Origin of the sequence: Streptomyces thermolilacinus SPC6, from assembly GCF_000478605.2 — a bacterium.
GTDB classification, from domain to species: domain Bacteria; phylum Actinomycetota; class Actinomycetes; order Streptomycetales; family Streptomycetaceae; genus Streptomyces; species Streptomyces thermolilacinus.
This window is the reverse complement of record NZ_ASHX02000001.1, coordinates 3950419-3973843: the sequence shown is the minus strand read 5'-3', so window position 1 is coordinate 3973843 and position 23425 is coordinate 3950419. Positions and strand designations below refer to the sequence as shown.

The following is a 23425-nucleotide window of genomic DNA, read 5'->3' as shown; positions in this document are numbered from 1 at the left end:
GGCGGCCATATGCCGAGAACGATGGAGGACACCATGTCACCCCGGCTCGACGAGACGCGTACCCACGACGCGGCGTCGGCAACATCCCCCCACCCCTTCGATCGGTCCGGTTTCCCGGACCTCCCCGACCTCCCCGAGATCCCTCCGTACGACGAGGTGGGGGCGGTGGACGCGCGCGCGCTGTCCAAGACGCTGTTCGCGCGGCTCGAAGCCCTCGAAGAGGGCACCCACGAGTACGCGTACGTCCGCAACACCCTGGTCGAGCTGAACCTCGCCCTGGTCAAGTTCGCCGCCTCCCGGTTCCGCACGCGCAGCGAGCCGATGGAGGACATCATCCAGGTCGGCACCATCGGCCTGATCAAGGCGATCGACCGCTTCGAGCTGAGCCGCGAGGTCGAGTTCCCGACCTTCGCGATGCCGACGATCATCGGCGAGATCAAGCGCTTCTTCCGCGACACGTCCTGGTCCGTACGGGTTCCCCGGCGCCTCCAGGAGTTGCGCCTGGAGCTGGCGAAGGCCGGTGACGAGCTGGCGCAGGAGCTGGACCGCTCCCCGACCGTCGCGGAGCTGGCGGACCGGCTCGGCATCAGCAACGACGAGGTCGTCGAGGGCATGGCGGCGAGCAACGCCTACACCGCCAGCTCCCTGGACGCCCAGCCCGAGGAGGACGACACCGAGGGCGCCCTAGCGGACCGGATCGGCTACGAGGACCACGGCCTGGAGGGGATCGAGTACATCGAGTCCCTGAAGCCGCTGATCGCGTCGCTGCCCGCGCGGGACCGCAAGATCCTTTCGCTCCGGTTCGTCGCGGGGCTCACGCAGTCGCAGATCGGCGAGGAGCTGAACATCTCGCAGATGCACGTGTCGCGGCTGCTGTCGCGCACGCTGACGAAGCTCCGCAAGGGCCTCACCCTGGAGGAGTGAGCTTCCCTCTCACTGCACCCGCCGTGCCCCTACGCCCGAGGACCCGCCCCCTTTTGAGGAGAGCGGGCCCTCGGGCGTAGGCGCGCGTTACTGGCGCGATCCTGCCGGGCGGGGGCGCGGGCCCTGGTTGGGTGGGGGGCCATGACGACGACGATGCGGCAGGAGCGGTTCCTGCGCCGGTTCCACGCCCGGCGCCCCGGCGTCACCGGCGAGACCCTGTCCAGAGGCGCCGGGCCCGACGGGCGGTCCAGCTACACGATGCTCCGCGACCTGGTCCGGGGTGCGCGCTCTGTCCTGGACCTGGGCTGCGGTGACGGGGTGCTGCTGGAGCGGCTGGCGGCCGACGGCGGGCACACCGGGCGGACGCCGTCAGGGGGCGGCTCGCGCGTCGGCGCGCCGGGGCGCGTGTCGGCGGGGGCCCCGGGGCGCGTGCTGGCGGGGGTGGACCTGTCGGCCGAGGCGCTGGCGGTGGCGCGGGGGCGGGCCGGGGTGCCCGCGGGGACGGTCCTGGCGCAGGGGCGCGGGCAGCGGCTGCCGTTCGCGGACGGCTCGTTCGACGCGTGCGTGTCGCACATGGCGCTGATGCTGATGGGCGATGTGGAGCTGGTCGCCGCCGAGGTGGCCCGCGTCCTCGTCCCGGGCGGAACGTTCGCCTGCGTGGTGGGCGGCGGGGCGGTCTCCGGGGGCGGTGACGCGTACGAGCGGTTCCTGCCGCTGCTGCGGGAGGCCGTGGAGGCCCTGCCCGCCGAGCGGCGCGCACCGAGGCTGGGCGACGCCAGGACCCGTACCCGCGAGGGGCTCGGCGCGCTGCTGCGGGACGCCGGTTTCGGGGCGGTCGGCTGGGAGACCGTACCGCTGCGGCTCGACGGGACGGCCGACGAGGTGTGGGCCACCGTGTCGGGCCTGTACGACCTGGCGCCGCTGCCCGGGCCGGACGCCGCCGCGCTGCGCGAGGCGTTCCTCGCCGAGGCCGCACCGCTCGCCGGGCCGGACGGCCGCGTGCCGTGCGCGATGCGCGTCCACGTGGCCCACGCGTCCCTGCCGCCCCGCTGAGGAGGGCTGGGCGCGGTCAGGCGGGCTCGGCGAGGGTGTCGGCGACGAGGGCGTTGGCGTGACCGTGGCCGAGGCCGTGCTCGCTCTTGAGCCAGGCGACCAGCTCCATGTGCCGGGTGAGCGGGGAGGTGCGGATGAGGTCCTTCCACTCCGCGACCGGCCGCCCGTACTTCTTCTCGATCGACGGGAAGTAGCTCGCGGGCCCCTTCACCTGCGCCTGCTGGGTCATCTCCGGTTCCTTCCTGCCGTGGCTGCTGCCGCTGTCGGGAGGGCTGACCCCGGGCGGCCGCCGGAATGAGCGGTGGGCCCGGGTGACCCGCGTCACAGAGGAGGAAGGAGGTTGCCAGGTCACGGCAGTGAGCGGGGTGCGGACATGGCGGGAACGCCCGTACTTCCCGCCGCCGTCGACATCGCGGAATGCCGTGGTGACCTTCGTGTTCCCGGTGCGGGAGGCCCACGGCGAGAGGCTGGCCTTCGAGACCGCGTCCATGCGCGCCCCGGGCAGCCGGGACGGGGAGTGCCTGCGGACCGCGGAGGCACGGATCAGGGCGGCCGAGCCGGTGAAGGACGCGGTCAGGACGCCCCGGTACTGGCTGCACCTCACGGAGGCGGACGGTACGGCGAGCCGTACGCGGCTCCGCGGCGGCCTTGAGGAGAACCCGTCGGCCCGCCCGGGACGGCCCGTGGAGGTCACGTACTGGCGGGGGCAGATCCGGTACGTCGAATTCCCGGACGGTTCCGGGTGCGTGGACCGGAGCCGTCGGCGCCGCCACGACCTGGACCTCGTCCTCGTGGACGATCCGGCCCGGAGCCGTCGTCTCGACGCGCTCGCAGGGGACGCCGTGCTCCGCCAGGAGCGTCAGATAGCCGTCGACCCGGTCGACGAGGTGGCACGCCGTCGACTTGAACCAGGCCACCGCGCCGGGGTTGAGGTCCGGGTCGTAGACGGTGGGGTCGGTGTCGGACGGGTTCGGGTAGGTGGCGTCGTACCAGTCGTTCGCCGCGCGCCGGAACCGGTACTCGTCGGGGGACAGCCGCCCCTCCCTGGCCAGGGCGTTGGCCAGCGCGAAGACCCCGGGGTGGTGGCCCCGGGGACCGCGCGTCGGGGACTGGAAGCGGACGTACAGGAGTCGCCGGGTCACCCGGCCGACGCTACGCCCGCGCGCCGCGTCCCAGAACCACCGGGGCGCCCGCGCGCCAGACCTCGGTGACGAGCGGGACGCCCGGGCGGTAGGCGAGGTGGACGTGGGACGGGGCGTCCAGGAAGGCCAGGTCGGCGCGGGCGCCGGGGCTCAGGCGGCCGATGTCGGTGCGGCGCAGGGCCGCCGCGCCCCCGGCCGTCGCGGACCACACCGCCTCGTCGGGCGTCATGCCCATGTCCCGTACCGCCAGGGCCACGCAGAACGGCATCGACGAGGTGAACGACGAGCCGGGGTTGCAGTCCGTGGACAGCGCCACCGTCGCGCCCGCGTCCAGCAGGCGCCGCGCGTCCGGCCACTTGGCGCGCGTCGAGAACTCCGCGCCCGGCAGGAGCGTGGCGACGGTCGCGCTGTTGGCGAGGGCGTCCACGTCGTCGTCGGTCAGGTGCGTGCAGTGGTCGGCGCTCGCCGCGTCCAGCTCCACCGCGAGCTGGACGCCGGGGCCGTACGACAGCTGGTTGGCGTGGACGCGCGGGTGCAGGCCGCGCGCCTTGCCCGCGGTGAGGATCGCGCGGGCCTGGTCGCCGTCGAAGGCGCCCTTCTCGCAGAACACGTCGATCCAGCGCGCGTGCGGGGCGCACGCGTCGAGCATCTCGCCGGTGACCAGGGCGACGTATCCGGCCGGGTCGTCGGCGTAGTCCGGGGACACGATGTGCGCGCCGAGGTAGGTGACCTCGTCGGTGTGGCGGGCGGCGACGCGCAGGGCCCGCGCCTCGTCCTCGACGGTCAGGCCGTAGCCGGACTTCGTCTCGAAGGTGGTCGTGCCCTGGCGGAGCGCCTCCCGCAGGTAGCGGACGACGTTCGCCTCCAGTTCGGCGTCGGTCGCGGCGCGGGTCGCGGCGACCGTCGTGCGGATGCCGCCCGCCTCGTACGCCCGGCCGGACATGCGGGCGTTGAACTCGGCGGTGCGGTCGCCCGCGAAGACGAGGTGCGAGTGGGAGTCGACGAAGCCGGGGACGACCGTCCGGCCGCCCGCGTCGACCCGGTTGTCAGTGGCGGGTGCTTTGCTGGATTCACCGGTCCAGACGACGCGGTCGCCCTCGATGACGAGCGCGGCGTCCTGGATCAGTCCGAGGGGGGAACCGTCACCGAGGGAGGGGTCGTTGGTGACCAGACCGGCGATGTTGGTGATGAGCGTGGCCGCGGTGGCCTTCGGCGCGACGGCGTTGTTCGTCGTGTCGGGCCCCGCGGTCGCGGGGGCGCTGTTCGTGGGCTCGTTGCCGCTGTTCATGGTGCGGGAGTTCTCCTTCGGCCGGGTCAGTCGAGCAGGGCGGCGATCGCGTCCCGCAGCGCCCGCGGCACATCGGGTACGAGGGCGTGGGTCCCGTCCCGTACGACCTGGCGGCCGCCGACGACCGTGTGGCGCACATCCGCCGCGGACGCGGCGAATACGGCCGTCTCGGCTGCCAGACGCGGCGGTGGCCCGGCCGTCCTGACGGTGTCCAGCGCGATCGTCGTGAAGTCGGCGAGCGCGCCCGGCTCCAGGACGCCCGCGTCGGGGCGCCCGAGCGCGGCGTGCCCGTCGGCTCCGGCGGCGCGCAGCAGCTGCGCGGCGGTCCAGTTGCCGCGCACGCGGGTGCGCAGCCGCTCGTCCAGCTCCATGGCGCGCGCCTCCTCCAGGAGGTCGATCACGGCGTGGCTGTCGGAGCCGAGCGACAGGGGGCTGCCCGCCCGCTGGAGGGCGACGGCCGGGCCGATGCCGTCCGCGAGGTCGCGTTCGGTGGTGGGGCACATGCAGGTACCGGTGCGGGTGGTGCCGAGCAGGGCGATGTCCTCGTCGGTGAGGTGCGTGGCGTGCACGGCGGTGGTCCGCTCGCCGAGGGCGCCGTGATCGGCCAGCAGGCGGGCCGGGGTGCGGCCGTGGGCGGCGAGGCACGCCTCGTTCTCCGCGGGCTGTTCGGACAGGTGGACGTGCAGGGGTGCGCCCCGGTCGCGTGCCCAGTCGGCGACGGTGGCCAGCTGGTCGGCGGGAACGGCGCGTACGGAGTGGATGGCCGCGCCGATCCGGACGGTGCCGTCGCCGGTGTCCTTCAGGGCGCCGACGCGTTCGGCCCAGGCGTCGGCGGTGCCGTCGGAGAAGCGGAGCTGGTGCTCGTTGGGCGGCTCGCCGAAGCCGGACGACAGATAGGCGGTGTCGAGGAGGGTGATGCGGATGCCCGCGTCGGCGGCGGCGGCGATCAGCGCCTCGCCCATCGCGTTGGGGTCGGCGTAGGGGGCGCCGCCGGGCGCGTGGTGCAGGTAGTGGAACTCGCCGACGGCGGTGATGCCCGCGAGGGCCATCTCCGCGTACACGGCGGTCGCCAGCGCGCGGTACGTGTCGGGGGTGAGCCGGGACGCCACCTGGTACATGGTGTCGCGCCACGTCCAGAAGCTGCCCCGCTCGGCCTGGGCGCGGCCGCGCAGGGCCCGGTGGAAGGCGTGGCTGTGGGCGTTGGCCAGGCCTGGGAGGGTCAGTCCGCGCAGGGGTGTGGCGCCCGGCGGCGGGGTGGGCGTGTCCGGGCGGACGGCGGTGATCCGGCCGTCCGCTACGTCCAGGGCGACGCCGGGGACGACCGTGTCGCCCAGCCAGGCGTGTTCCAGCCAGTACGTGGTCAGCGGCATGCCAGGCCCTCCAGTACGTCGGCGAGGGCGTGCACGCCGACCACGCAGTCGTCCTCGGCGGCGAACTCGGCCGGGGAGTGCGAGACGCCCGTGGGGTTGCGGACGAACAGCATCGCGGTCGGGACGGAGGCGGACAGGATGCCCGCGTCGTGCCCGGCGCCGGTGCCCAGCACGGGCACGGGCCGGTCGCCGCCGCCGGGCCGGTCGCCGCCGAGGATGGCGGCCAGCTCGTCGCGCAGGGCGTGGGCGAACTCGACGACCGGGGTGAACGACTCGCGTACGACGGCGAGGTCGACGCCCTGCCGTTCGGCGGCCTCCCGCGCGGCGGCCTCCACGGCGGCCGTGACCGTGTCGAGCGTGGCCTGGTCGGCGGCGCGCGAGTCGAGCCAGCCGCGCACGAGGGACGGGATGGCGTTGACGCCGTTGGGTTCGACGGCGACCTTGCCGAAGGTGGCGACGGCGCCGGCGAGTTCCGCCTCGCGGCGGGCGGCCAGGACCGTCTCGGCGTACGGCAGCATCGGGTCGCGGCGGTCCACGAGCCGGGTGGTTCCCGCGTGGTTGGCCTCGCCCCGGAAGTCGTACCGCCAGCGGCCGTGCGGCCAGATCGCGGAGGCGATGCCGACCGGGTCGCCGGTCAGGTCCAGGGCGCGGCCCTGCTCGACGTGCAGCTCCACGAACGCGCCGATCCGGGCGAGGCGCTCCGGGTCGGGGCCGATGGCGGCGGGGTCGTACCCGGCGGCCTCCATGGCGTCGGGCAGGGCGACGCCGTCGCCGTCGCGCAGCGCGTACGCGGCGTCCTTCGTGAGCTGCCCGGCGGTGAGGCGGGAGCCGACGCAGGCGAGGCCGAAGCGGGCGCCCTCCTCGTCGCCGAAGTTGACGACGGCGAGGGGCCGGGCGAGGGCGGCGCCCCGCTGGAGGAGTTCGTCGACGGCGGCGAAGGACGAAACGACGCCGAGCGGGCCGTCGAAGGCGCCGCCGTCGGGGACGGAGTCCAGGTGGGAGCCGGTGACGACGGCGTCCGTGCCGTGCGGGTCGCCCAGCCAGGCCCACTGGTTGCCGTTGCGGTCGGTCTCGTAGGCGAGGCCCCGCGACTCGGCCTGTTCGCGGAACCAGGCGCGGCAGTCGGTGTCGGCGCCGGTCCAGGCGTAGCGGCGGTAGCCGCCGGAGGCGGGGTCGCGGCCGATGCCGGCCAGCTCCTTCCACATGGTGTGGAAGGACTGGCCGGCGACCGGCTGCCGTCGCTGGGACGGGGTCACGCGTCCTCCCGCATCGGGACGCGGACGCCCCGCTCGGCGGCGACCTCGTCGGCGCGGTCGTATCCGGCGTCCACGTGCCGGATGACGCCCATGCCGGGGTCGTTGGTGAGGACGCGGCGGATCTTCTCGCCCGCCAGCGGGGTGCCGTCGGCGACGGTGACCTGGCCCGCGTGGATGGAGCGGCCCATGCCGACGCCGCCGCCGTGGTGCAGGGAGACCCAGGAGGCGCCGGACGCGACGTTGACCATGGCGTTCAGCAGCGGCCAGTCCGCGATGGCGTCGGAGCCGTCGAGCATGGCCTCGGTCTCGCGGTACGGGGAGGCGACGGAGCCGCAGTCGAGGTGGTCGCGGCCGATGGCGAGCGGGGCGGCCAGCTCGCCGGAGGCCACCATGTCGTTGAAGCGCTCACCGGCGCGGTCGCGCTCGCCGTAGCCGAGCCAGCAGATGCGGGCGGGCAGGCCCTGGAAGTGGACGCGCTCCCCGGCCATCTTGATCCAGCGGGCCAGCGACTCGTTCTCCGGGAACAGCTCCAGGATCGCCTTGTCCGTCTTGGCGATGTCGGACGCCTCACCGGAAAGGGCGGCCCAGCGGAAGGGGCCCTTGCCCTCGCAGAACAGCGGGCGGATGTAGGCGGGGACGAAGCCGGGGAAGGCGAACGCCCTCTCGTACCCGGCGAGCTGGGCCTCGCCGCGGATGGAGTTGCCGTAGTCGAAGACCTCGGCGCCCGCGTCCATGAAGCCGACCATCGCCTCGACGTGCCTGGCCATCGACTCGCGGGCCCGCTGCGTGAACCCGGCCGGGTCCTTGGCGGCGGCGTCGGCCATGTCCTCGAAGGCGACGCCGACCGGCAGGTAGGCGAGCGGGTCGTGGGCGGAGGTCTGGTCGGTGACGATGTCGATGGGGGCGCCCATCGCGAGGAGCTGCGGTACCAGTTCGGCGGCGTTGCCGAGCACGCCGATCGACAGGGGGCGGCGCGCGTCGCGGGCCTCGGTGGCCAGCTGCAGGGCGTGGTCGAGGGAGTCGGCCTTGACGTCCAGGTAGCGGTGCTCGATGCGGCGCTCGATGGCGCGCGGGTCGCAGTCGACGCAGATGGCGACGCCGTCGTTCATGGTGACGGCGAGCGGCTGGGCGCCGCCCATGCCGCCGAGACCGGCGGTGAGGGTGATCGTCCCGGCGAGGGTGCCGCCGAACTTCTTCGCGGCGACGGCGGCGAACGTCTCGTACGTTCCCTGGAGGATGCCCTGCGTGCCGATGTAGATCCACGACCCGGCGGTCATCTGCCCGTACATGGTGAGACCGAGCGCCTCCAGGCGGCGGAACTCCTCCCAGTTCGCCCAGTCGCCGACCAGGTTGGAGTTGGCGATCAGGACGCGCGGGGCCCACTCGTGGGTCTGCATCACGCCGACCGGGCGGCCGGACTGGACGAGCATCGTCTCGTCCTGCTTCAGGGTGCGCAGCGTGCGGACCATGGCGTCGAAGGAGCGCCAGTCGCGGGCCGCCTTGCCGGTGCCGCCGTAGACGACGAGCTTGTCGGGGTGCTCGGCGACCTCCGGGTCGAGGTTGTTCTGGAGCATCCGCAGAGCGGCCTCCTGCTGCCATCCCAGGGCGCTCAGTTCCGTACCGCGCGGGGCCCGTACGGGTCGGGGTCCTGACATGGGGGTGCCTCCTCGAATGCGGATGCCTCGGCCTCGGCCACTGCGGCGCCGGCCTCTTGTGAGTGAGATATTCACATCCTGCTGGACTGAATAGTTGTAGTCAACAGCTGCGCGGGCGCGCGCCGGGTGTTTGGCTGGAGGGCATGGCTTCCGACCGACGTGATCAAGCCGTCCGCGCAGCCGTCGAGCACGCGCTGCTCCCCGATTCCCAGCCCGTCGTCGCCCTCCTCGACACCGCCGGTGTCCGCGCCTCCGCCGCCGCCCTGCGCGCCGCGTTCGCCGCCGTCACCGACGCGCCCGTCCTGCACGCCTTCGCCGTGAAGGCCTCCCCGCTCGTCCCCGTCCTGCGCCTGCTGTACGAGGAGGGGCTCGGCGCCGAGGTCGCGAGCCCCGGCGAGCTGGCCCTCGCCCGCGCCGCCGGCGTCCCGCCCCGCATGACCGTCCTCGACTCCCCCGCCAAGACCGTGGCCGAACTGCGCGAGGCCATCGACCTCGGCATCGCCGTCAACGCCGACAACCCGCAGGAGCTCGCCCGCCTCGACACGCTCGTCGCCGCCCGCGCGACCGCCCCGCCGCCCGTCGGCCTGCGCGTCAACGCCCAGGTCGGCGGCGGCACCATCGACGCCCTGTCCACCGCGACCGACACCTCGAAGTTCGGCGTCGCCCTGCGCGACCCGGGCGCCCGCGCGTGGATCGTCCGGGCGTTCCTGGACCGCCCGTGGCTGACCCGGCTGCACACCCACTCCGGCTCCCAGGGCGTCCCGCTCGCGCGCATGGCGGACGGGGTGCGGGCCGTATACGAACTGGCCGAGGAGATCAACGAGGCGGCCGGGCGGCGCCAGGTGGACACGATCGACCTCGGCGGCGGCCTGCCGGTGAACTTCGCGTCCGACGAGGAGACCCCCACGTACGAGGAGTACGCGCGGCTGCTCGCCGCCGAGGTGCCGGGGCTGTTCGACGGGCGGTACGGGCTGGTCACCGAGTTCGGCCGGTCGCTGCTGGCCAGGCACGGCACCGTCCTCGCCCGCGTCGAGTACACCAAGACGTCCGGCTCGCGGGCCATCGCCGTCACGCACGCCGGGGTCCAGGTCGCCACCCGCACCGTGTACGCGCCCGCGTCCTGGCCGCTGCGCATCGCCGCGTACGACGCGAAGGGGCTGCCCAAGGAGGGGCCGGCCGTCGACCAGGACGTGGCCGGGCCCGCCTGTTTCGCGGGCGACCTGCTGGCCGTGGCCCGCCCCCTGCCGCGCCTCGAACCGGGAGACGTGGTGGCGGCGCTGGACACCGGCGCGTACTACTTCGCGCACCACTACGCGTACAACTCCCTGCCCAGGCCCGCCGTGTACGGCTACACGGTCCGCCCGGACGGAACGGTGCGGTTCGCCGCCGTACGGCCGCCGCAGCCGGTGGCGGAGATCGTCGCCGAGTCGGGCGGGGAGCTGCGGGACGCGCTGGTGGCGGAGTAGGGACGCCCCGAGCGCCCCCGGCGCGGGCGGCGCGGAGCCTACCGCGCCGGGGGCACGTTCCAAAGGAAAATGCCAGAAGTCCCGCCCAGGGATGGAACGTTGCGTAACCTCTCCGCTACCGAGGTCGCCACGACTGCGCCATGGGAGGGGAATCCGCGTGCCCGGAATCGACGAGTGCCTGCTGGAAGCGATGACCCTGCCGGGTGCGCGCGGCGCGGCCCTCGTGGACTGGACCAGCGGGCTCGCCCTGGGAACGGCCGGGGAGTCCCCGGTCGGAGACCACGAGACGAGCGCCGCCGAGGCGGCCGAACTGGCCCGCGCGGCGGCGGAGTACCAGTCGTTCAGCCCGGCGGCGGGCGGGCGGACCGGCGCACCGGACGGCGGACCTCCGGGCGGAGCACCAGGCGCCGGGCCGGGAGCCGTTCCCGGCTTGGGCTCCAGCCCCGGGCCCGGCTCGGCGGACGACGAGGACGCCCCCGTCGAGGACCTCATCGTCACCACCCGCACCGGCTACCACGTGCTCCGCTTCGTCACCACGAACTTCGACAGCAGCCTTTTCCTGCACCTGTGGCTCGACCGCGACACGGGCAACCTGGCGCTGGCCCGCTTACGCCTCCGGGACCTCGCGGAACGGCTGGTGCTGTGATGAACGGCGTCGTCTCCCCCATGCTGCGGCGCCTCGCGGCCGACCGGGCGACCGGCGCCCTCGTACGCGACCACGGCACGCTCTACCTGGTCGAGGGCCAGGTCGTGCACGCCGAGAGCCCCGTCGCGCCCGGCCTCGACATCCTGCTGGCGGGCGGCAGCGACCGCCGCTCCGCCGCCCGCGCCCGCACCGGCCGCCCGGGCCGGATAGGCGACGGCGAGCGCGAGATATGCCGCCTCGGCGCCCTGTTCGACGCCGCGTTCTTCGCGCTCGCCCCCGGCCGGGGCCCGGCCCGCTTCCGGTACGGCGCCGAGCCCCGCCACGCGGGCCCGGGCCGCCCCGTGCCGGCCGTCGCCCTGGAGCGCGAGACGCTGCGCCGCCGCGAACTGCTCGACAGCGTCTGGCCCTACCCCGCGCTCGACGCCGCCCCCGTCGTCCCCCGCCCCACGGCGCCCGGCCAGACCGTCACCGCCCGCGGCCGCGCCCTGCTGGCCCGCGCCGACGGGACCCGCACCCCGGCGCAGCTCGCCTGGGTCCTGGGCCGCCCCGCCTTCCACACGCTGCTGGAGATACGGCGCCTGGCCGCCGCCGGACTGGTCGAGACACCCGCCCCGCCGCCGCCCGCCGGCCCCAGTACCGGCACCGCCGCCGCGCCCGCCGCCGCGCCCGCCGTCGCACCGGGCGGCGCCCCCGCACCCGTACCCCTGCCTCTGCCCCTCCCGCCGAGCGGCGCCGTCCCCGCGGCCGACCACCCCGACATCGCCCTGCTCCGCCGAGTCCGTGACGCTCTGGAGGCACGCCTGTGACCACCCGCACCACCCCCCTGTCCTCATGAGGCCCGCGTCATGAGGCGCGCCCTGCGGCAGCGCGCCGAGAGGAGACAACTGATGACGGCCGAACCGTACGTACTCGGGGAGCTGCGCCGCCTCCGCGCGCGGGTCCCGCAGCTGACCGGGGCGCTCGCCGCCAGCGTCGACGGTCTGGTCCTCGCGCAGGACACAGGGGACGTCGAGCCGGAGGGCGTCGCCGCGCTGACGGCGGCCGCGCTCGGCGTCGCCGTACGGCTCACCGACGCCACCGGGCGCGGCGGCTTCCGCGAGCTGCTGGTGCGCGGCGAGCACGGCTACGTGGCGACGTACGCGGCGGGCGGCACGGCCGTGCTGACGCTGCTCGCGGAGCCCCGCGTCAACGTCGGCCGCCTCCACCTGGAGGGCCGCCGCTCCGGCGCGCGGATCGCGGAACTCGTGGACGGCGCCCTGGAGCGGCCCGACCTCGCCCCCTGACACACCCGCAGGACACGACCCGCAGGACACCACCCGCGCCAGCGGAAATTACCACGAAAGGAAGTGCGCGTTCATGGCCAACGCGGAGACGACCCTCAAGGAAGCGATGACGGCGATCGACGGCGCCCTGGGCGCCGCGCTCGTCGACTACTCGAGCGGCATGGCCCTCGGCATGGTCGGCGGCGGCCAGGACCTGGACCTCACGGTCGCCGCCGCCGGGAACACCGACGTGGTCCGCGCGAAGGTGCGCACCATGGAGATGCTCGGCCTCAACGACGAGATCGAGGACATCCTGATCACCCTCGGCAGCCAGTACCACCTGATCCGGCTCCTCAAGGGCCGCGGCACGAACGGGCTGTTCCTTTACCTGGCGCTCGACAAGAACCGGGCGAACCTCGCGATGGCCCGCCACCAGCTCAGGACGATCGAGAGCGGCCTGGAGGTCTGACCGCCCCGGACCCGTCAGCGGCGCCGCGCCCCACCGGGCGCGGCGTCACCGGCGGCGATGCCCGTCGCCTTGTACGCGGTGACGTGCCGTCCGGCCGGGCCGCCGCGCCGGGCGAGCCGGTCGGCGCAGACCCACAGCAGCCGGTCGTCGACGCGCTCGCGGCGGCCGATCCACACGGCCTTCAGCCACAGCCCGGCGCCGAGCCCCGCGACGAGCAGTCCCACGGCGGCGGGCACCGCGAACGACGTGGCCACGGCCACCGGGAAGGCGAGCAGCAGCCACCAGCGGCGGGCCCGCCGCCAGGCCCGCGCGGTCACGGCCCGGTCCTGGAGGATGTCCTGCCGGGCGGCCCGTACGGCTCCGGCGGCCAGCTCCGCGTACCGCCCGCGCCGTGCGAGGAACACCCCCGCCGCGGCGACCAGGAACAGCGCGGCCCCCGCGAGGAGCCCGATCCGCCGTCCCGTCAGTCCCGGCGGCACGGTCCCCACCGCCGCCCCGACGATCCCCGACCACCACAGGGGCGCCGCCCCGGCCCGTACCGCCACGGCCACCCTCGCCAGCGACTGCCCTCCGCGCGCCACGTCCGTCCTCCTTCTGCCTCGGCTCCGATGCGGCTGTGCGCCGGGCAGGGTACAGGCGGTCCGTGAGAGTTCCCTGAGAGAACGCCGTGCGGCTACTCCACGAACAGTCCGCGCGCCGCCGCCCGCGCGTCGAACTCCTCCAGCCGCGCCTGCGCGTCCGGCAGCCCGTCGCACATGGCCTCCAGCAGCACCCGGCCCAGCAGCATCGGCCCGCACGCCGTGTCGAAGGCGAGGGCGGTGCCGACGGCGGCCGGGAGGAGCAGGTCGCTGTGGCGGGCGACCGGCGCGAACGCCGAGTCGGCGACGGTCACCACGGTCAGCCCGGCGGCCCGCGCGTACTCCAGGGCATCGACCACCTCGCGGGGGTGGCGGGGCAGCGCGAAACAGAGCAGGGCCGTGGCCCCGGCCCGTACGGCGGCGTCGATCCGGTCGGTCAGCATCGAGCCGCCCTCGTCCAGCACCCGGACGTCCGGGTGGACCTTGGCGGCGAAGTACGCGAAGCCGCGCGCCTGGGCCGCGGCGGCCCGCAGGCCGAGGACGGGCAGGGGGCGGGACGCGGCGAGCAGCCGCCCGGCGCGCTCGGCGGGCGCGGGGTCGGCGAGGAGCTCCGCGAGGTGGCGGAGGTTCTCGATCTCGGCGTGGACGGCCTGCTGGTACTCGTTGGCCGCCGCCGCCCCGGCGGGCGCGTCCTCCCGGGCGGCGCGGGCGGGTTCGGCGGGGGCGACCTCGCGCAGGTGCCTGCGCAGCGCGGGGTAACCGTCGAAGCCGAGGGCGACGGCGAAGCGGGTGACGGACGGCTGGCTGACCCCGGCCAGCTCGGCCAGCTCCACGCTGGACAGGAACGGCACGTCGGCGGCGCGCCGCACCATCCAGTGGGCGATCCGCCGCTGCGTCGGCGTCAGCCGGTGGCCCTCGAAAAGGGCCTGGAGCCGCGCGCCGGGGGTGTCGTTCATGCCGGTGCCCCTGTCCTCCACCTCAGGTCTATTCAGTCACCGCGGTGACTGAATAGACCATATGCAAGACCGCCCCCACCACGAAACCCGGCCACCCCCGCTTCCCGCCCCCGCCTCACCCGGCAATCCCCCCGCCATCCCCACCGGATCGCCACACATCCCGGACGCCCGCGCGAGTCCGGCGAGTTGGCCAGGGAACCGGTTCCGCGCCCCCTGCGTGACTGCTTCCGGTGCCATACGGTTCCGGACATGCCGTTGTGGCGCGAATTCGTTCCGGCCCAGCCGAACCGGGGATGAACATGCTGACGTACCACGAGGTCATGACGACCGACTTGGGGAAGCTGTCCGCGGCCGCCGACAGATGGGAGTCGATGGCGGACGAGCTGCGGAAGGCGGAGAGCCTCTACCGGGAGAGCGTCCGCGGCGTGACCACCGGCGGCTCGTGGGTGGGACGCAGCGCGGGCACGGCGTCCGTGAACTTCGCCGCGACCCGCTACGAGTACGAGGCCGCGCAGATCCAGGCGAAGGCGACGGCGAACTTGCTGCACAACGCCCACCAGCAGTTCACCGAGCTGAGGCGGAAGCTGGAGAACGCCCGCGCCGACGCCGTCAAGGACGGCATGCGGGTCTCCGAGCAGGGCGACGTCGCCTTCGACATGGAGCGAGCCACCCCCGCCGAGCGCCAGGCCCTCCTCCACGACCCGCACTACGCCAGGGACGTTCGCGCGAGCGAGCAGGCGTGGGCCGAGTACATCAAGGCGTGCGTCAAAGCCGTGGACGACGCCGACAAGGACCTGCGCAAGGACCTCGAAGCGGTCGTCAAGGACTCCGGCGGCGGCCGGAACGACGCGACCACCGGCGGCTTCAACGGCAACGCGGGCGCGGTCGCCGCCGCCGACGACCAGCAGCGCCGGGACCGCATGACCCTCGCCTCGTTCGCCATGCGCGACAACGAGACGCTGGAGGACTGGCTCGCCCGCCTCCAGCGCGACGGCGTCGAGAAGCTGACCGGCAACAAGCAGCTCGCGGACCTGCTCGCCGGGGTCCAGAAGGGCACGGTCACCGCCGGTGCCTTCGCGCTGGCCCTGGGCACGTCCCTCAAGGGCGGCTTCAAGCTGTACCAGTTCCTCAAGGACGGCAAGACGGTCACCGCGCCGGGCACGTTCATCACGAGCCGCGTCAACGAGCGGATGGTGCTCGCCCAGTCGGGCAGCCTGTGGAGCAAGCTGCCGCCCGGTCTCGTCTCGGCGCTGACCGGCTCGGACGAGGCGGCGGTGCTCGGCGGGCACGTCAAGGACGGCCGGTTCTTCATCCCGACGGCGGCGGAGGCCAACCTCGCGCGCGTCGCCCAGCACGGCGGCCTGGGCAGCGCCTTCCAGGCGGCGGGCTGGCTGCGCGGCGCCGGTGTCGTGGGCGGCGCGGCGGCCACCCTGTACGGCGTGGCCAACCTCGCCACGTACAACACGGACATGATCAAGGCGGACCCGGCCAAGTTCGCCACCGACCTCAGCGGCACCGCCTTCAACGCGTCCCTAACCGCCCTGACCGTGGCCCCGAACCCGGTCACCGTCGGCCTGGCCGTCGGCACCGGCCTCGTGTACGGCGGCTGCCTGGTCTGGGAGAACCGGGAGGCCATCGCGGACGGCCTGGAGGACGCCGGGGAGTGGATCGGCGACCGCGCCGAGGAAGCCGGCGAGGGCCTGAGGAAGATCGGCAGCGCCCTCAACCCGTTCGACTGATCCGGCCGATCCGACCGATCCGGCCGACTGATCCGACCGACCCGTCCACCGATCCGACCGATTCGTCTGATCCGACTGATCCGACCGACCAGGGAAGCCATGCACACCACCATCACCCCGTTCGCCCTCGCCCGCTGGAAGCCGGAGAGGACGCCGGGCGGACTGCGGCAGTCCGGCTGGACCGGCACCTCGCCGGAGTTCGGCGAGATCCGCGTGGTCTGGCCCGCGCCGCCGCACACCCGGAACGTGGTCGTCACGGAGGTGAGCGGTCCCGGCCTTCCCACCGCCAGGTTCGAGACGCGCGGCCTGCTGTCGGAACTGGTGAGCAAGCCCACCCTGAACCGGGCCACGTGCCGGGTGGACGGGCGGTCCGTCGCCATGGAGCGGCACCGGTGGGCCGTCACCCACCGGGGCCGCGCCCTGCGCATGCGGTACCTGGGTGACGACTACCGGCTCATGGCCCTCGGCAAGCGCGCCTACCGGCTGGAGCGGCTCCACGACGACGAGGATCCCGGCGTCGTGGTGACGGCCCACCAGACGGGCATCGGGAGCGGCAGGCGGGTGACTCTGCGGGCGGCGGGGCGGGTGCTGCCCGCCGACCTCGCCCTGGCCGCCCTGTTCGCCGGGGTCGACCGGTCGGTCCTCACACGGCGCGGAGCCGTGCGGGCCGGCATCAAGAGGATGTTCAGCTTCTGGGCGGAGACGACGTACTGACGTGCCGGCACCGGCGCGCCCGGTGCCCGGTCCTCCGAGCCCGACCTACCGAGTGAGTGTGTATGCCTTCCATCGACGTTTCCCGGTCCCGTTTCCGGCTGACCGACGAGCACCTCATCGTGCTCTCCGAACTGGCCGCCGACCGGCCGGTGGACGAGGAGTTCGCCGCCGCCCGCAAGGAGGCCGAGGACAGCGGCCTGGTCACCGCGGACGGGCGGCTCGTCCAGGCGCTGCTGCCGCTCGTGCAGACCTTCCTCGCCCCCGGTGTGGTCATCTCCCTGGAGGCGGGCAGCCGCCAGGGCACGCTCCACCACGGCATGCTCATCGGCGACGAGCACGTCGTCGTCCACGAGGCGTGGCCGGGCGAGGCCGAGCAGGAGTACTCCCTCGTCGAGCCGAAGACCCTGGTCTGGAAGCTCGCCTCGATGGTGAACCTCCGCCAGGGCCCCGCCACCCGGGAGACGGCCCTGACGGCCGTCGAGACGACCGTCTCCGGCGTCGAGAGCGCCCTCGCCGCCCTGAAGGCCGTGGCCGGCCCCGGCCGCACCGTCGAGGACGAGAGGAACGCCGTACGGCAGGCCCTGGCGGCCGCCGGCACGCTCGGCGAGCCGGCCCTGTCCCTCCTCGCGGAACTGGTGACCGAGCTGCGGTGCAGCTGGCGTATGACCGCCGCCTGGCAGGCTGAGCGGGACCACCAGGACGGCGTGGAGGGCCGTGGCTTCGCCGTGTGGGACTGCGGGCCGCTCGGCTACTGGCTGCGGGAGCTGCCGCAGGAACCGCTCCCGGCCGAGGAGATCACCCCGGCGAGCCCGTTCCGCCTGGTCCGCACCGACGCCAAATCGGTCTGGAGCCTCATCGCGGACCTGCTCCCGGACGCCGAGGAGGTACGCGCCGCGCGGGCGGCCGCCGGACGCTGAACGCCGGGGCTGCCGGACGCCGAGCGGCAACGGCCGCCGGACGCTGGGCGGGCGCGGGACAGCGCGAAGGGGGCCGGTCCTCGTGGACCGGCCCCCTTCGCGTGCGTACGCGTTTGCGCGGGGACCGCCGCACCCCCGTGAGCCGGGGGGCGGGACGACGGCGGTCCCCGCGAGGGACACGGGCCGGGTCAGGGCCGGTCACCGCGTCCGCGGCGCCCATGGAAAGTCCGGGAGCCGCTCCGGAGGTCCCTGACGCCGACGACCCCTACGGTGCCGGAGCCGTGTTAAGCCCGTGCTGCCCGCACGTGTCGTCCCCGTACCGTTTGCGCGAACCCCTCGCGCCCGGACCTCACTTGCCGTCGCGGGCCAGGAACGCCAGCAGGTCCTGGCGGCTGACCACGCCGGTCGGCTTGCCCTCGACCAGCACGATCGCCGCGTCCGCCCGGCCCAGCACCGCCATCAGGTCCTCGACCGGCTCGCCGGAGCCGACCTGCGGCAGCGGGGCGCTCATGTGCTTCTCCAGCGGGTCGTTCAGCGACGCGCGCTGGGCGAACAGCGCCTCCAGCAGCTCCCGCTCGACGACCGAGCCGACGATCTCGGCGGCCATCACGTCCGGGTGCCCGGCGCCCGGCTTGACGATGGGCATCTGCGACACGCCGTACTCGCGGAGCACCTCGATCGCCTGGCCGACGGTCTCCTCCGGGTGCATGTGCACCAGCTTCGGGATGTCGCCCTCCTTGTGGCGCAGCACGTCGCCGACGCGCGCGGACGGGCCCGCGTTCTCCAGGAAGCCGTAGTCGGCCATCCACTCGTCGTTGAAGATCTTGGAGAGGTAGCCGCGACCGCTGTCCGGCAGCAGGACGACGACCACGTCGTCCGGGCCGAGGCCCTCCGCTACGCGCAGCGCCGCGACGACGGCCATGCCGCAGGAGCCGCCGACGAGGAGGCCCTCCTCCTTTGCGAGGCGGCGGGTCATCTGGAAGGAGTCCTTGTCGGAGACGGCGACGATCTCGTCCGTCACGTTCTGGTCGTACGCGGACGGCCAGAAGTCCTCACCGACGCCCTCGACCAGGTACGGACGGCCGGAACCGCCCGAGTAGACCGAGCCCTCCGGGTCGGCGCCGATGACCTTGACCTTGCCGTCGCTGACCTCCTTGAGGTAGCGGCCGGTACCGGAGATGGTGCCGCCCGTGCCGACGCCGGCGACGAAGTGGGTGATCCGCCCCTCCGTCTGCTCCCACAGCTCGGGACCGGTCGTCTCGTAGTGCGAGCGCGGGTTGTTCGGGTTCGAGTACTGGTCCGGCTTCCACGCGCCGGGCGTCTCGCGGACGAGGCGGTCGGAGACGTTGTAGTACGAGTCCGGGTGCTCCGGGTCGACCGCCGTCGGGCAGACGACGACCTCGGCGCCGTACGCGCGCAGCACGTTGATCTTGTCCGTGGACACCTTGTCCGGGCAGACGAAGACGCACTTGTAGCCCTTCTGCTGGGCCACGATCGCGAGGCCCACGCCCGTGTTGCCGGACGTCGGCTCGACGATGGTGCCGCCGGGCTTCAGCTCGCCGCTCTTCTCGGCGGCCTCGATCATGCGCAGGGCGATGCGGTCCTTCACCGAACCGCCGGGGTTGAAGTACTCGACCTTGGCCAGGACCGTGGCCTGGATGCCCTCGGTCACACTGTTGAGCTTCACCAGCGGGGTGTTGCCGACGAGGCTGATCATCGAGTCGTGGATTTGCACCGTAAGTCTCCGGGGTCTCCGTAATGGTCCAGCCAGCGTAAGCCGAGTGGATGCGTAGGCGGGCAGGGTTCCGGGGCAGTTAGCTCACAGACTGTACGGAGGAGGTGGCTGCCCCTATGTCGAGGGCGAGAGTGGCACGGCGGATCGCGACCGGTGCGGCGTACGGAGGCGGGGGCATCGGCCTGCTCGGGGTCGCCGGGGTGGGGGTGCTGCTCGCCGAGATGCACCTGGCGAAGCGGTCCGTGGGAGGCGGCGTGGCACCGCTGCCCCCGACGGCCGACGGGCTGTACGGGCGGGGCTTCGACGGGGTGCCGCTGCGCCTGGCCATGCTGGGCGACTCGACGGCGGCGGGGCAGGGCGTACGGCGTGCGGGGCAGACGCCGGGCGCGCTGCTGGCGTCGGGGCTCGCCCAGGTGGCCGAGCGGTCGGTGGAGCTGCGGAACGTGGCCCTGCCGGGTGCCCGGTCCGACGATCTGGAGCGGCAGGTGGCGCTGCTGCTGACGCAGCCGGGCCGCGTCCCGGACGTCTGCGTGATCATGATCGGGGCGAACGACGTCACCCACCGGATGCCGCCCACGCAGTCGGTGCGGTACCTGTCGGAGGCGGTACGGCGGCTGCGCGCGGCGGGCGCCGAGGTGGTGGTGGGCACCTGCCCGGACCTGGGCACGGTCGAGCCGGTGTACCAGCCGCTGCGCTGGCTGGCCCGGCGGCTGTCGCGGCAGCTGGCGGCGGCGCAGACGATCGTGGCCGTGGAGCACGGCGGCCGGACCGTGTCGCTGGGCGACCTGCTGGGGCCGGAGTTCGCGGCGAACCCGCGGGAGATGTTCGGCGCCGACAACTACCACCCGTCGGCCGAGGGGTACGCGACGGCGGCGATGGCGGTGCTGCCGACCGTGTGCGCGGTCCTCGGCCTGTGGCCCGAGCCGGAGCGGCTGGACGCGGACCGGCGCGAGGGCATGCTGCCGGTGGCCCAGGCCGCCGCCGAGGCGGCGGAGGAGGCCGGTACGGAGGTGACGGGCGCCCGTGCCCCGTGGGCCCTGCTCAAGCACCGCCGCCGCCGTCGCCTCACGGAGCCCGCGGCCCCGGACCCGGCGCCCTGACCGCGGGGGGCGCGGCCCCGGACCCGCCCGTCGCGGCGGGGCGTGCGGGGTGTGCGAGGCGTGAGGGGCGTGAGGGGACTACCCTGCGAGGAGAGGGCTGAGCGGGTGCTTAGGGTCACACCCCACACCCGGTGACCCCGGCCCTACGTAGGGGTAACTTCCTTGTCGTCGCACACCCGCGCCCACCTGGAGCCGTGATGCCCGAAGCCGTGATCGTCTCAGCCGCCCGCACGCCCATCGGCCGGGCCTTCAAAGGCTCGCTGAAGGACCTGCGGCCGGACGACCTGACCGCAACGATCATCCAGGCCGCCCTCGCCAAGGTGCCCGAGCTCGACCCGCGCGACATCGACGACCTCATGCTCGGCTGCGGCCTCCCCGGCGGCGAGCAGGGCTTCAACCTGGGCCGTATCGTCGCCGTCCGCATGGGCATGGACCACCTGCCCGGCTGCACCCTGACCCGTTACTGCGCCTCGTCCCTCCAGACGACCCGCATGGCCCTGCACGCCATCAAGGCCGGCGAGGGCGACGTGTTCATCTCCGCCGGTGTCGAGATGGTCTCGCGGTACGTGAAGGGCAACTCCGACACCCTGCCCGACACCCACAACCCGGTCTTCGCCGACGCGCAGGCCCGCACCGCCGCGGCCGCCGAGAACGGCGCCTCCGAGTGGCGCGACCCGCGTGAGGACGGCCTCGTGCCGGACGCGTACATCGCGATGGGCCAGACCGCCGAGAACCTGGCCCTCCACAAGGGCGTCAGCCGCCAGGAGATGGACGAGTTCGGCGTACGGTCGCAGAACCTCGCCGAGCAGGCCATCAAGAACGGCTTCTGGGAGCGCGAGATCACCCCGGTGGCGCTCCCGGACGGCACCGTCGTCAGCAAGGACGACGGCCCGCGCGCGGGCGTCACCATGGAGGGCGTCCAGGGCCTCAAGCCGGTCTTCCGCCCCGACGGCCGGGTCACCGCGGGCAACTGCTGCCCGCTCAACGACGGCGCCGCCGCCCTGGTGGTCATGTCCGACACGAAGGCGCGCGAGCTGGGACTCACCCCGCTCGCCCGGGTCGTCTCCACCGGCGTCTCCGGCCTCTCCCCCGAGATCATGGGCTACGGCCCGGTCGAGGCCAGCAAGCGGGCGCTCGCCCTCGCCGGTCTCACCGTGGACGACATCGACCTGTTCGAGATCAACGAGGCGTTCGCCGCCCAGGTGATCCCGTCCTACAAGGACCTGGGCATCCCGCTGGACAAGCTGAACGTCAACGGCGGCGCCATCGCCGTCGGCCACCCCTTCGGCATGACCGGCGCCCGCATCACCGGCACGCTGATCAACAGCCTCCAGTTCCACGACAAGCAGTTCGGCCTGGAGACCATGTGCGTCGGCGGCGGCCAGGGCATGGCCATGGTGATCGAGCGCCTCTCCTGACCCGGCCCCCCCCCTCCCCCGGCCCTGCCGCCCGTCCCGCGCGGCGGGGCCGCCCTCTCCCGCTCCGGGCGCGCTGAACCGCTTCGCGTCCCGGCCGTGACCGAATCTCCCCCAGGATGTGACCTATCTCCTGGGGGAGATTCGTTTACGCAGGTCATGGCCGTAGGAGCGGGAAACACCGGCCAAAGAAACCTGTCCAATTCGTGACGTAATGCACTGACACCGGGCCCACAGCTGGCACAAGCTGATGTAGGAAGTGCGGGGGATCGATTGAAACCGGGAGTACGTCAGTGAGCGCCATGCCCATCGCCCTGCTGCTGACCACGGCCGCCGCCACGGCCGTGGGCGCCGCTGCCCTGTACGCGGTCCACGGGCTGCGCCGCCAGATCGCCGCCCTGCGCACCGACCTGGCCGCCGCGCACGCCGCCGCCACCGGGCAGAGCCCGACCGTCCCGCACGCCCGCTCCACGGAGCCGACGATGGCGGACGAGATACGCACGGCCGTCGCCGAGGCCCTCGCCGAGGAACGCGAGCGGGAGCTGGCGGAGGCCCGCGCGTTCTGGGCCGCGCAGGAGGCGCGCGACGCCGCCGACTCCCCCGCCTCCCTGCTGGGCGGCCTGCCGGGACCGCTGGGCGCCACCGGCGACGACGGCCCCTACTTCGTACCGCGTCAGGCGGACTTCGCGGGCCTGGAGGCGCTGGATCTGGACGCCGAGTACGACGCGGCCGAGCCCGCCGCCGACTTCGCCGACGCGGAGCTGACCGACTTCCCCGCGCTCCCCGGGCTGCCTGGCCTGCTGGGCGGCGAGCTGCCCGGGCCGGCCGGGGCCGGTGACTGCCCCGACTACGCCGAGGACTCCCCCGAGCTGGCCGCCGCCCGCCGCCGCCACCCCTCGCACCCGGACTTCGTGCCCGTCCAGACCCCGGTCGTCACCGACCACGAGCGGACGGTGGCGCGCCTGGAGGAGCTGGCGGACGCGCGGACCGCGCTGACCGACGTACGGCCCGGGCCGCTCGGCACGCTGGACGTGTACGTCTTCGAGGACGGCACGACCCTGTGCATGACGCCGGGGCACCGCGAGACCGCCGAGCGCCTCGCCGAGGCCCTGCGCGAGGGCGCGACGCCGTTCCTGCTGGGCGGGTCGGGCATCTCCGGCGCGTACGCCCTGACCTTCGCGTGCGGCGACGGCGAGAACGTCTACATCCTCGCCGACCGCGTCATCGCCTCCCTCTGACCCGCCCCAGGCCGACGGACTGTCCGGCCGACGGACTGCCGGGCTGACAGGCGGCCGGACGGCCGGGTCACCGGACTGACGGGCCCGCCTACAGGCCGATGCGTGCCGCCGTCGCGCGGACCGACGCCAGCGCCCCGGCCGACTCGGCGTCCAGCACGTCCCCCGACGCCCCGCCCCGGCGCGCGGCCTCCCGCAGCGCCTCGGCAAGATCGGCGCCCGCGACGGCCAGCTGGTCGCCGACCGCGAACACCCCCGCGTCGGGCATGACCCGCGGCTTTGCCGGGCCCGCGCCCTCGAGCCGCTGCGCCCGCTCGGCCAACTCCCTCGCCAGCGCCAGCCCTTCGGCCGCCGCGCCCTGCCGGAGCCTGCTCTGCGGGGCGGCCCGCAGCCGGTCGGCCAGACGGTTCACGGCCTCGTCCAGTTCCCTCGTATCGTGCACGCCGCGACCCTATGCGCCGGTACGGCACTGTCGCCAACGGGCGAACACCGGACGCTCTCCCGC

General features: G+C 74.2%; 22 protein-coding genes and 1 pseudogene. 13 read left to right on the top strand and 10 right to left on the bottom strand.

Annotated features, from left to right (window positions below; translation table 11 throughout):
- Nucleotides 1-21: 21 nt before the first annotated feature.
- Nucleotides 22-924, top strand: a complete 903-nt coding sequence (locus tag J116_RS17285; RefSeq protein ID WP_023588331.1) for an RNA polymerase sigma factor SigF — start codon at nt 22-24, stop codon at nt 922-924.
- Nucleotides 925-1065: 141 nt separating this feature from the next.
- Nucleotides 1066-1977, top strand: coding sequence for a class I SAM-dependent methyltransferase (locus J116_RS17280; protein ID WP_028964175.1), 912 nt, complete (start codon nt 1066-1068; stop codon nt 1975-1977).
- Nucleotides 1978-1993: 16 nt separating this feature from the next.
- Here J116_RS17280 and J116_RS17275 read toward each other — a convergent pair whose 3' ends face one another.
- The 6 genes and pseudogenes from J116_RS17275 to hutU form a co-directional block, all read right to left on the bottom strand.
- A complete protein-coding gene (locus J116_RS17275) occupies nt 1994-2206 on the bottom strand; it encodes a DUF4287 domain-containing protein (protein WP_028964174.1) in 213 nt (70 codons plus the stop codon).
- A 532-nt stretch (nt 2207-2738) separates the two neighbouring features.
- Nucleotides 2739-3119 (bottom strand): annotated as a pseudogene (locus tag J116_RS30975) (hypothetical protein); the annotation flags it as partial.
- Between the two features lie 10 nt (nt 3120-3129).
- On the bottom strand, nt 3130-4407 hold the full coding sequence (gene hutI / locus J116_RS17270; protein WP_023588328.1) for an imidazolonepropionase: 1278 nt from the start codon (nt 4405-4407) through the stop codon (nt 3130-3132).
- A gap of 26 nt (nt 4408-4433) precedes the next feature.
- Nucleotides 4434-5777, bottom strand: a complete 1344-nt coding sequence (locus J116_RS17265; protein WP_023588327.1) for a formimidoylglutamate deiminase — start codon at nt 5775-5777, stop codon at nt 4434-4436.
- Nucleotides 5768-6982: an allantoate amidohydrolase gene (locus tag J116_RS17260; protein WP_028964173.1), complete on the bottom strand. Its 1215-nt coding sequence runs from the start codon at nt 6980-6982 to the stop codon at nt 5768-5770. The genes J116_RS17265 and J116_RS17260 overlap by 10 nt, the downstream gene beginning before the upstream one ends.
- 47 nt (nt 6983-7029) lie before the next feature.
- Nucleotides 7030-8688 (bottom strand): urocanate hydratase, encoded by a 1659-nt coding sequence (hutU, locus tag J116_RS17255; protein WP_023588325.1) that lies wholly within the window; start codon nt 8686-8688, stop codon nt 7030-7032.
- A gap of 143 nt (nt 8689-8831) precedes the next feature.
- On the opposite strand from hutU, the gene J116_RS17250 reads away from it, so the two are divergent.
- The 5 genes from J116_RS17250 to J116_RS17230 all read left to right on the top strand — a co-directional run bounded on the left by J116_RS17250 (nt 8832) and on the right by J116_RS17230 (nt 12531).
- A complete protein-coding gene (locus tag J116_RS17250; RefSeq protein ID WP_023588324.1) occupies nt 8832-10154 on the top strand; it encodes a type III PLP-dependent enzyme domain-containing protein in 1323 nt (440 codons plus the stop codon).
- 157 nt (nt 10155-10311) lie between these two features.
- Nucleotides 10312-10800 carry a hypothetical protein gene (locus J116_RS17245; protein WP_023588323.1) on the top strand — a complete coding sequence of 163 codons (489 nt, stop codon included), beginning with the start codon at nt 10312-10314 and terminating at the stop codon, nt 10798-10800.
- Nucleotides 10800-11606: a hypothetical protein gene (locus J116_RS17240; RefSeq protein WP_028964172.1), complete on the top strand. Its 807-nt coding sequence runs from the start codon at nt 10800-10802 to the stop codon at nt 11604-11606. Before J116_RS17245 ends, J116_RS17240 begins: the two co-directional genes overlap by 1 nt.
- 39 nt (nt 11607-11645) lie before the next feature.
- Nucleotides 11646-12083: a roadblock/LC7 domain-containing protein gene (locus J116_RS17235; RefSeq protein ID WP_023588321.1), complete on the top strand. Its 438-nt coding sequence runs from the start codon at nt 11646-11648 to the stop codon at nt 12081-12083.
- A gap of 73 nt (nt 12084-12156) precedes the next feature.
- Entirely contained in the window at nt 12157-12531 is a 375-nt protein-coding gene (locus tag J116_RS17230) for a hypothetical protein (RefSeq protein WP_023588320.1), read from the top strand.
- A gap of 14 nt (nt 12532-12545) precedes the next feature.
- On the opposite strand, the gene J116_RS17225 is transcribed toward J116_RS17230, so the two are convergent.
- Together J116_RS17225 and J116_RS17220 are read right to left on the bottom strand one after the other, a co-directional pair.
- The gene (locus tag J116_RS17225) at nt 12546-13112 is read right to left on the bottom strand and encodes a hypothetical protein (protein WP_023588319.1); all 567 of its coding nucleotides are present in this window, start codon (nt 13110-13112) and stop codon (nt 12546-12548) included.
- Between the two features lie 92 nt (nt 13113-13204).
- Complete coding sequence (locus J116_RS17220) at nt 13205-14065, bottom strand: MurR/RpiR family transcriptional regulator (protein WP_028964170.1); 861 nt, start codon at nt 14063-14065, stop codon at nt 13205-13207.
- A 320-nt stretch (nt 14066-14385) separates the two neighbouring features.
- Between J116_RS17220 and J116_RS17215 the strand changes: the two genes are divergently transcribed.
- The 3 genes from J116_RS17215 to J116_RS17205 all read left to right on the top strand — a co-directional run bounded on the left by J116_RS17215 (nt 14386) and on the right by J116_RS17205 (nt 17435).
- Nucleotides 14386-15804 (top strand): hypothetical protein, encoded by a 1419-nt coding sequence (locus tag J116_RS17215; protein ID WP_139140497.1) that lies wholly within the window; start codon nt 14386-14388, stop codon nt 15802-15804.
- 99 nt (nt 15805-15903) lie between these two features.
- Nucleotides 15904-16518 carry a hypothetical protein gene (locus J116_RS17210; protein ID WP_023588316.1) on the top strand — a complete coding sequence of 205 codons (615 nt, stop codon included), beginning with the start codon at nt 15904-15906 and terminating at the stop codon, nt 16516-16518.
- Between the two features lie 62 nt (nt 16519-16580).
- A complete protein-coding gene (locus J116_RS17205; RefSeq protein ID WP_023588315.1) occupies nt 16581-17435 on the top strand; it encodes a hypothetical protein in 855 nt (284 codons plus the stop codon).
- Between the two features lie 349 nt (nt 17436-17784).
- Here the strand turns inward: J116_RS17205 and J116_RS17200 are convergent, their stop codons facing one another.
- The gene (locus J116_RS17200; RefSeq protein ID WP_023588314.1) at nt 17785-19170 is read right to left on the bottom strand and encodes a cystathionine beta-synthase; all 1386 of its coding nucleotides are present in this window, start codon (nt 19168-19170) and stop codon (nt 17785-17787) included.
- A gap of 116 nt (nt 19171-19286) precedes the next feature.
- Here J116_RS17200 and J116_RS17195 point away from each other — a divergent pair, with 116 nt between their 5' ends.
- The 3 genes from J116_RS17195 to J116_RS17185 all read left to right on the top strand — a co-directional run bounded on the left by J116_RS17195 (nt 19287) and on the right by J116_RS17185 (nt 22923).
- Nucleotides 19287-20270 carry an SGNH/GDSL hydrolase family protein gene (locus tag J116_RS17195; RefSeq protein ID WP_023588313.1) on the top strand — a complete coding sequence of 328 codons (984 nt, stop codon included), beginning with the start codon at nt 19287-19289 and terminating at the stop codon, nt 20268-20270.
- A 197-nt stretch (nt 20271-20467) separates the two neighbouring features.
- Entirely contained in the window at nt 20468-21688 is a 1221-nt protein-coding gene (locus J116_RS17190; protein ID WP_023588312.1) for an acetyl-CoA C-acetyltransferase, read from the top strand.
- Between the two features lie 299 nt (nt 21689-21987).
- Nucleotides 21988-22923 (top strand): hypothetical protein, encoded by a 936-nt coding sequence (locus tag J116_RS17185; RefSeq protein ID WP_201258855.1) that lies wholly within the window; start codon nt 21988-21990, stop codon nt 22921-22923.
- Between the two features lie 88 nt (nt 22924-23011).
- On the opposite strand, the gene J116_RS17180 is transcribed toward J116_RS17185, so the two are convergent.
- Entirely contained in the window at nt 23012-23362 is a 351-nt protein-coding gene (locus J116_RS17180; RefSeq protein ID WP_023588310.1) for a hypothetical protein, read from the bottom strand.
- Nucleotides 23363-23425: the final 63 nt, after the last annotated feature.

Coding starts and splice junctions, on each gene's coding strand:
- J116_RS17285 (WP_023588331.1), top strand. CDS start 22: ATGGAGGACACCATGTCACCCCGGCTCGACGAGACGCGTACCCACGAC.
- J116_RS17280 (WP_028964175.1), top strand. CDS start 1,066: ATGACGACGACGATGCGGCAGGAGCGGTTCCTGCGCCGGTTCCACGCC.
- J116_RS17275 (WP_028964174.1), bottom strand. CDS start 2,206: ATGACCCAGCAGGCGCAGGTGAAGGGGCCCGCGAGCTACTTCCCGTCG.
- hutI (WP_023588328.1), bottom strand. CDS start 4,407: ATGAACAGCGGCAACGAGCCCACGAACAGCGCCCCCGCGACCGCGGGG.
- J116_RS17265 (WP_023588327.1), bottom strand. CDS start 5,777: ATGCCGCTGACCACGTACTGGCTGGAACACGCCTGGCTGGGCGACACG.
- J116_RS17260 (WP_028964173.1), bottom strand. CDS start 6,982: ATGTGGAAGGAGCTGGCCGGCATCGGCCGCGACCCCGCCTCCGGCGGC.
- hutU (WP_023588325.1), bottom strand. CDS start 8,688: ATGTCAGGACCCCGACCCGTACGGGCCCCGCGCGGTACGGAACTGAGC.
- J116_RS17250 (WP_023588324.1), top strand. CDS start 8,832: ATGGCTTCCGACCGACGTGATCAAGCCGTCCGCGCAGCCGTCGAGCAC.
- J116_RS17240 (WP_028964172.1), top strand. CDS start 10,800: ATGAACGGCGTCGTCTCCCCCATGCTGCGGCGCCTCGCGGCCGACCGG.
- J116_RS17235 (WP_023588321.1), top strand. CDS start 11,646: ATGAGGCGCGCCCTGCGGCAGCGCGCCGAGAGGAGACAACTGATGACG.
- J116_RS17230 (WP_023588320.1), top strand. CDS start 12,157: ATGGCCAACGCGGAGACGACCCTCAAGGAAGCGATGACGGCGATCGAC.
- J116_RS17220 (WP_028964170.1), bottom strand. CDS start 14,065: ATGAACGACACCCCCGGCGCGCGGCTCCAGGCCCTTTTCGAGGGCCAC.
- J116_RS17215 (WP_139140497.1), top strand. CDS start 14,386: ATGACGACCGACTTGGGGAAGCTGTCCGCGGCCGCCGACAGATGGGAG.
- J116_RS17210 (WP_023588316.1), top strand. CDS start 15,904: ATGCACACCACCATCACCCCGTTCGCCCTCGCCCGCTGGAAGCCGGAG.
- J116_RS17205 (WP_023588315.1), top strand. CDS start 16,581: ATGCCTTCCATCGACGTTTCCCGGTCCCGTTTCCGGCTGACCGACGAG.
- J116_RS17195 (WP_023588313.1), top strand. CDS start 19,287: ATGTCGAGGGCGAGAGTGGCACGGCGGATCGCGACCGGTGCGGCGTAC.
- J116_RS17190 (WP_023588312.1), top strand. CDS start 20,468: ATGCCCGAAGCCGTGATCGTCTCAGCCGCCCGCACGCCCATCGGCCGG.
- J116_RS17185 (WP_201258855.1), top strand. CDS start 21,988: ATGCCCATCGCCCTGCTGCTGACCACGGCCGCCGCCACGGCCGTGGGC.